The organism is Streptomyces pathocidini (genome assembly GCF_001418495.1).
Lineage (GTDB): Bacteria > Actinomycetota > Actinomycetes > Streptomycetales > Streptomycetaceae > Streptomyces > Streptomyces pathocidini.
Window position 1 is genome coordinate 1 of the sequence record NZ_LIQY01000308.1, and the last position, 6,775, is coordinate 6,775.

General features: G+C 70.4%; 8 protein-coding genes and 1 pseudogene. 4 read left to right on the forward strand and 5 right to left on the reverse strand.

The window, feature by feature from the left end:
* The 4 genes and pseudogenes from AOK16_RS27670 to AOK16_RS15775 form a co-directional block, all read right to left on the reverse strand.
* The coding region (locus tag AOK16_RS27670; protein ID WP_205627695.1) for a hypothetical protein at nucleotides 1–231 on the reverse strand (231 nt) is incomplete at both ends.
* 2 nt (nucleotides 232–233) lie between these two features.
* Nucleotides 234–854, reverse strand: a pseudogene (locus AOK16_RS29290) (AAA family ATPase); the annotation flags it as partial.
* A 190-nt stretch (nucleotides 855–1,044) separates the two neighbouring features.
* A complete protein-coding gene (locus AOK16_RS15770; RefSeq protein WP_338058489.1) occupies nucleotides 1,045–1,275 on the reverse strand; it encodes a DUF397 domain-containing protein in 231 nt (76 codons plus the stop codon).
* The gene (locus AOK16_RS15775) at nucleotides 1,253–2,137 is read right to left on the reverse strand and encodes a helix-turn-helix domain-containing protein (protein WP_055472876.1); all 885 of its coding nucleotides are present in this window, start codon (nucleotides 2,135–2,137) and stop codon (nucleotides 1,253–1,255) included. The genes AOK16_RS15770 and AOK16_RS15775 overlap by 23 nt, the downstream gene beginning before the upstream one ends.
* A 141-nt stretch (nucleotides 2,138–2,278) precedes the next feature.
* Between AOK16_RS15775 and AOK16_RS15780 the strand changes: the two genes are divergently transcribed.
* Nucleotides 2,279–2,716, forward strand: a complete 438-nt coding sequence (locus AOK16_RS15780) for an ATP-binding protein (protein WP_205627696.1) — start codon at nucleotides 2,279–2,281, stop codon at nucleotides 2,714–2,716.
* Between the two features lie 77 nt (nucleotides 2,717–2,793).
* Here AOK16_RS15780 and AOK16_RS15785 read toward each other — a convergent pair whose 3' ends face one another.
* Nucleotides 2,794–3,732, reverse strand: a complete 939-nt coding sequence (locus AOK16_RS15785) for an AurF N-oxygenase family protein (RefSeq protein ID WP_055472877.1) — start codon at nucleotides 3,730–3,732, stop codon at nucleotides 2,794–2,796.
* Nucleotides 3,733–3,885: 153 nt separating this feature from the next.
* Here AOK16_RS15785 and AOK16_RS15790 point away from each other — a divergent pair, with 153 nt between their 5' ends.
* The 3 genes from AOK16_RS15790 to AOK16_RS15800 all read left to right on the forward strand — a co-directional run.
* A complete protein-coding gene (locus AOK16_RS15790) occupies nucleotides 3,886–5,064 on the forward strand; it encodes a ferritin-like domain-containing protein (protein ID WP_079101434.1) in 1,179 nt (392 codons plus the stop codon).
* Nucleotides 5,065–5,181: 117 nt separating this feature from the next.
* Nucleotides 5,182–5,997: a polysaccharide deacetylase family protein gene (locus AOK16_RS15795; RefSeq protein WP_079101435.1), complete on the forward strand. Its 816-nt coding sequence runs from the start codon at nucleotides 5,182–5,184 to the stop codon at nucleotides 5,995–5,997.
* 26 nt (nucleotides 5,998–6,023) lie between these two features.
* The coding region (locus AOK16_RS15800; protein ID WP_169790901.1) for an ADP-ribosylglycohydrolase family protein at nucleotides 6,024–6,775 on the forward strand (752 nt) is incomplete at its 3' end.

The window sequence follows — 6,775 nt, forward strand, 5'->3', positions numbered from 1 at the left end:
CGGCACCCGGGGCGGCGGACGGGTCGGTGGGCGGGGCCGACCGGGCTCGCGAGCCGGGCTCCCGGCGCAGGGCATCGGCCTCCCGGCGTAAGGCATCGGCCTGCTGGCTGAGGGCCTGGCGGACGGTGGGTGCCATCCAGTCGGTGATCAGCTGCCGCAGCAGCTCGTCCTGGAACGCCAGCCGCCCGTTCCGGTGCGCCAGCACCCCGGCGGCGATCACCTCGTCCAGGANNGTCGGAGTACCCGATGAGCGAGCTCTCCACCCGGCTGACGAGCGACCGCGGAACCCGGTCGGCGACGAGGTGCGCCGCGGCTCCGTCCACGAGGATGCTGCCCTCCTCGCGCATCCCGTCGAGGAGTTCCCGCAGCCGCCGGGGGTGGCCGCCGGCGCGGCCGAGAACCCGTATGAGCTCGGGCTCAGGCCGGGCCCCGAGGACGTCCGCGGCCATGTCCATGGCGGCGGGGTGCGGCAGCGCGGAGAGGGCAATGCGCTCGCTGCGGTCGACGGGGTTCGGCAGGACGCCGTCCAGCGGGGGCGCGCCGGCGACCGAGCGCCGCGCGAGGATCCAGTTGACGGTGCCGCAGGGGGGCGGGCGGCGGCCGCTGACCAGCGCGTTGACGGCCTTCTCGTCCAGGTGCTGGGCGTTGTCGACGGCGATGACGAGATCCGAGAGCCCGAGCCGCTCGGCGACGGTCAACGCCTCGCGCAGGAAACGGGACTTGCCGGCTCCGGGCGGGCCTTCGATGGCGATGAGCGTACGGTCGCCGCCGGTACAGCTTTCAAGGATCTCGGCGAGCCGCGCGATTTCCTCTTCCCGCCCCCGAAGGGGTGTATCCGGCACGTCGCCCAACACCCTTGAAATCCCCCCTTACCCAGATTCGAATGCCAGGGATCCTATGTACGCCGTCACCGGTTCGGCAACGGCCCGCCTGCAGCGAGCGACGCTTTCCCGTCAATCCTGCCGCCCTCGATCTCGACGAGGAGGTCGACGGACTGCTCGACGGTGGCGCGAGGCCGGCACGTAAGCATTCTTGAACTCCCCGCTACGCGGTGAGACCGTCGCACTCCCCCGCCTTGATCCTCTGCAGGAAGGCCCCCCACCGGCCCGGTGCCGTGGTCACCACCACGGCTGGATCGTCGCTCTCGCGGAGGCGTATCAGCCCGTCCGCCGCTGTCGCCACCTCGACGCATTCCCCTTCCGCTCCAGTGCTGAACGAGGACTTTTGCCATGCAAGTTGGAACATCTCGCTCCTAACCCAGTTCGTGCAGGACATGTTGGATCAGGCTGAGCGAGTCTCTGGTCTCTTGCGCTTCGGGTGCCGCATGCGGGTCGATGGGATCGAACGCCAGAGCCGCCAGCCGGTCAAACATTCTGTCGTACTCGGCGATGCGTTCAACCTCCCCACTGAACGAGGCGCTGCGCGGCTGCTCTTGGTAGAGGGTGTCCAGTTCCCGCGTCGATCCTCCGAAGAGCATGAACGGGCGGCTGAAGACGGAATAGGCACCCATCTCGAACGGAAAGATCTGCACCGTCACGTTCGGCAGTCGGGTCACCTCGATCAGCCTCAGCAGCTGCTTGCGCATTACCTTCGGGCTCCCGATCTGAACACGGAGCGCGGACTCGTGGATCACCGCGTGATAGGAGGTGAGCCGGTCGTGGGTGAGCACACGCTGCCGCCCCATTCGGAACCCGACGTAGCGGTCGATGTGCTCGACGTCCTGCTCCACGCTCTGGATGACCGCGCGAGCGTAGCTCTCCGTCTGAAACATCCCGGGGATGAACAATGGCTCGTGGATGCGAATGCCTGTCGCGCGGAACTCCGTCTCGGCGAGGTCACGGGCCCTGCGGCCCAGCACGTCGACGTACTCGTCCCACCAGCCCTTGCCGCGATCGTGCGCCATGTCCATGAGGCCCTCAAACAGCGGGCCGTCGGGGCAGCGGTACGAACGCAGCAGCCGGTACAGCCCGTTGCGCGGCACGTCCATTCGGCCGGCCTCGATGTGGCTGATCCGCGTGCGGTCGGCGTCGAGCAGGGCTCCCGCAGCATCGCCGGAGAGCCCGGCGCCAGTCCGGAGCTTGCGAAGCTCCGCGCCGAGCCTCCGTTGCCGCTCGCTCGGATTGGTCCTGAGCGCCATGCGATCCCTCCTGATTCGCCGGTGGGAAGTGTGCCGTGTGAGTCATCTGAGGTCCACACAGGGCCAGCTGGAACCACTCGTGCGTGGACAATTTCCCGTACACGGTTGTAACTCCATCACACATGACCCTACCTTCGGGCCATGCGAAACCAAGCCATCCCCACCGACTGCTCACTGGTCTTCCCGCCAGACCCCATGTGGGTCCGCACCGCGCGGGAAGCCGTGCGGGCCCTGCTGGCCGCCGCCAAAGGCGACGAACTCGCCGACGCCGCGCTCCTGCTGACATCGGAGGCCGTCACCAACTCGGTCAACGCGTGTCACAGCAAGGGCTGTACGGCACCCGTGACCCTGTTCGCCGAGTGGATCGGAGGGGAGTCGGACCGTCCACGCCGCCTGCGCGTACTCGTACACGACGAGGCGCCGGGCCTCCCCTGCGGCCAAACCCCCTCATCCGATGAGGAGTCGGGCCGAGGGCTGCTCCTCATCTCCGCCGGTGCGGACTCATGGGGCGTCTGCACGGATGGCCCGGGGCCAGGAAAGGCGACATGGTTCGAAATCGGGTTACGGGACAACCCGTAGGACGATGCGACTGCATCAACCCGTGAGGTGCGGGGCAATGACGTTCCGTCAGGCATTACCCAGTCGCAGCGCGGCGGCTACGCCAGTAGTCCCGAGCTTTGCCACAGTCTCCGGCCTACCCCCCGCATCAGGCCCACCTCGTCCAGGAAGTCCGTCAGGCGCTTCGCGCCCGTCTGCATGACCTCGCGGCGGTGGGGGCTGGACTTGGCCTGGGCCAGGGCCTCGTGGCGGTCCAGGCCGACGTTCGGGTAGACCTGGGGGCTCACGAAGGCGACCGAGAAGACGCGGGCCGCCTCGCCCGCGCTGAGGCGGGTCAACCCGCGCTCCCAGCGCGGACAGGTCGCCATCTGGCGGCGGAGTTCCTCGCGCGCGTAGCGGACGTGGCGGGCCTCCTCCACGACGTGGATGCGGGTGACGCCGCGCACCAGCGGCTGGACCCGCTCGTCGGGGAACGTCAGCCGCTGCATCCAGTCGAGGATCTCCTCGCCGAGCAGCGTCGCCGCGAACGAACCCGGCGTCGTGGAACAGGTCTTGAGCACGCGCGCAATGTTGTGCTGGAACCGTGTCACCGGGTACGCGGGCGCCCCGCCCTTCTCGATCATGCGGGCGAACATCTTGCTGTGCCGGCACTCGTCCGCGATCTCGGTCAGCGCGTAGCGGACGTGCGCGCCGGTCAGCGGCCTGTCGTAGATATGGCGTACGAGCAGCTGCATCAGGATGACCTCGAACCAGATCCCCAGCGAGGCGAGCGAGGCCGCCTCGTGGCGGGCCAGATCCCTGCGCTGCTCCTCGGGCATCCGCCGCCACAGCGGGGTGTCGTAGAGCGAGACCAGCTCCGGCGGCCAGAACCACTTGCCCTCCTCGAAGGGGGCGTCCCAGTCGAGTTCGGTGTCGGGGTCGAAGGAGTGCTTCGCGGAGACGCGCAGCAGCCGCTCCGCGACCGCCTCGCGGTCCTTCAGCAGCCCCAGGGCGTCCCGGCAGGCGGAGCGTACGGATTCCTGGTCCACGGTCGTCATCGCTGAGCACACCTCGCTGGCCGGTTACCGTCGGTACGGCCTTATGAGACTGCTTGTCAGCAAGCCCGTCAATCCCCCTTGCGCGACTTGTTGACCCGGTGGTAACCGACGTGTGAGCCTGCCAATCATCGGACCGTGGAGGGGAGTTACGCGATGTCGACGCACGAGCTCTACGCGAGGGACCCCGGTGGGGAGTCATGGGAGGTGCCGGCCTCCGGGGCGGCCCGCTTCAGCTGGGAGTACGCGGGCGGCCGCGACCGCCTCCTCGCCCTCTACCAGAAGGGCAAGGACAAGCAGTGGGACGGCGCCAAGCGGATCGACTGGGACCTGGAGGTCGACCCGTACGACCCCCTCGGCACCCCCGACGAGGCGCTCGCCCTCCACGGCACCCGGCACTGGGCGAAGATGTCCGAGCGCGACAAGGGTGAACTGCGACGGCACTACGCCGCCTGGCAGTTCAGCCAGTTCCTGCACGGCGAGCAGGGCGCGATGGTGTGCGCCGCGCGGATCGTGGAGTCCGTGCCCGACCTGGACGCGAAGTTCTACTCCGCGACCCAGACCATGGACGAGGCCCGGCACGCCGAGATCTACGGCCGGTTCCTGCACGAGAAGATCGGGATGCTCTACCCGATCAACGACAACCTCCAGGCCCTGCTGGGCGACACGCTCCGCGACTCCCGCTGGGACATGCCGTACCTCGGGATGCAGGTGCTCATCGAGGGGCTCGCGCTCGCCGCGTTCGGCATGATCCGCGACACCACCGACAAGCCGCTGCCGCAGCAGATCCTCGCCTACGTGATGCAGGACGAGGCCCGGCACGTCGCCTTCGGACGGATGGCGCTGCGCGACTACTACAAGCAGCTGACCGACGCCGAACTGCGCGAGCGCGAGGAGTTCGTGATCGAGGGCTGCTATCTGATGCGCGACCGGCTGCGCGGCACCGAGGTGCTGAACAACTTCGGCATCCCGGCGGACGAGGCGGCGGAGTACACCGAGCGCTCGGAGTTCCTCCACCTGTTCCGCAAGCTGCTGTTCAGCCGGATCGTGCCGTGCGTGAAGGACATCGGGCTGTGGGGCGAGCGGCTCCAGCGGGCGTACGTCGACCTCGGCGTCTTCGAGCTCGGCGACTCCAACCTCGACCTGCTCATGGCCCAGGACGAGGAGTTGGCCGAGCGGCTCGACGCGGAGCGCTTCGCGGCCGAGGAGGCGGCCCGTACGGCGGAAGTAGCGGAGGCCATCGCCACCGGTGAAGCCATCGCGGCTGGCGAGACCATCGCCACTGGTGAGGCCGTCGCAGTCGGTGAGGCCGCCGCCGCTGAAGGTGATCAGTAACACACCCCGAACCACCGGGCCGAAGCGAACCGTTCACCCCATTCGTCACATCTGGCTGGGCGATCCCGCAGGACCGCCGATCCCGCAGCACCGCCTCAGCCGGAGAGTGAACGTTCCATGGCCCGACCGACCCCCGCCGGCCGACGCACCTCGCCGACCGCCTCCCTCGCGCTCGCCGTGACCTCGGCGCTCGCCGCGCTCGCCGTCGTCCTCGGCGCGCTCACGCTCGCGTCGGCGCCGGGCTCCGCGGCGCGGCACACCCCGGGCAACGCGGCGGAGCCGCAGGGGCGCGAGTCCACCGAACCCGTCGGCAGGGCGGGGACGCGGCGCGCGCCGGAGGGGATCAGCCACGCGACCGAGAGCGGCGGCAAGGCCGTCAACATCACCATCGACGACGGCCCCGACCCGACCTGGACCCCGCGCGTCCTGGACGTGCTCGCCTCGCACGGCGCCAAGGCCACCTTCTGCATGATCGGGCCGCAGGCGCGGGCCCACCCCGACCTGGTCAAGCGGGTCGTCGCGGCCGGGCACCGGCTCTGCGACCACACCGTCAGCCACGACACGGGGATGGACCACAAGCCCGTCGCGTACCAGAAGAAGGAGATCCTCGACGCCAAGCGGATGATCGAGGACGCGGCAGGCGGCGCGGAGGTCCACTACTACCGCGCGCCCGGCGGCGCGTTCACCCCCGAGAGCCGGAAGATCGCGGCGGCGCACGGCATGCGCCCGCTCGGCTGGAACGTGGACACCAAGGACTTCGACCTGCCCGGCGAGGGCCGCATCCTGGAGACCGTCCGCACCGAGATCGGCAACGGCCCGACCATCCTCTTCCACGACGGCGGCGGCGACCGCAGCGAGACGGTGGGGGCGCTCGGAGACACCCTCGCTTGGCTGAAGGATCAGGGCTACGGGTTCAGCTTCCCCCAGAAGTAAGGGTCCGATCTGTCAGCATTCGCGACATGACTGCGATGGCGACGGGCGCGACAGGGACAGCGACGGGAACGGCGACGGGAACGGCGGCAGGGACGGCCCCGGGGACGGTGGCCGGGGCCAGGAAGGGCGGCACGCTGCCGGGCGCCGGAACGGGCCCGGCGGGTCAGGCGGCCTCCGGCGCGGCCGCCGCCGACGCCGCCCTGGCCGCGAACCGGGCGGCGGCCCGGGACAGCCTGCGCGGGCTGGCGCTGGGCGACGCGTTCGGCGAGTGCTGGTACCCGATCTTCGAGCTGGGCGGTAGCGCGTACGAGGAGATCCGCGCCCGCTCCGTACCGGTGACCCGCGTGTGGCACTGGACCGACGACACGGCGATGGCGCTGTCCGTGCTGCGGGTGCTGGACGGGCAGGGCGAGATCGACCAGCAGCGGCTGGCGCGGGCGTTCGGCAAGGCCTTCATGGCCGAGCCCGGGCGCGGCTACGGCGCGGGCATGCACGACCTGCTGCCCCGGCTCGCGGGCGCCCCGGCGGCCTGGGAGACCGATACGCCCGCGCTCGCCCAGGGGCAGGGCAGCCGCGACAGCGGCGCGGCGATGCGGGTGGCGCCGCTGGGCGCCTGGTTCAGCGACGACGTCGCCCGCGCCGCCGAGCAGGCCGCGCTGTCCGCGCGCGTCACGCACACCCACCCCGACGGGGTGGCGGGCGCGGTGGCGGTCGCGGTCGCGGCGGCGCTCGCGGTCCGGCTGCGCCGGATCACGGTCCCGCGCCCGGCCGAGCTCCT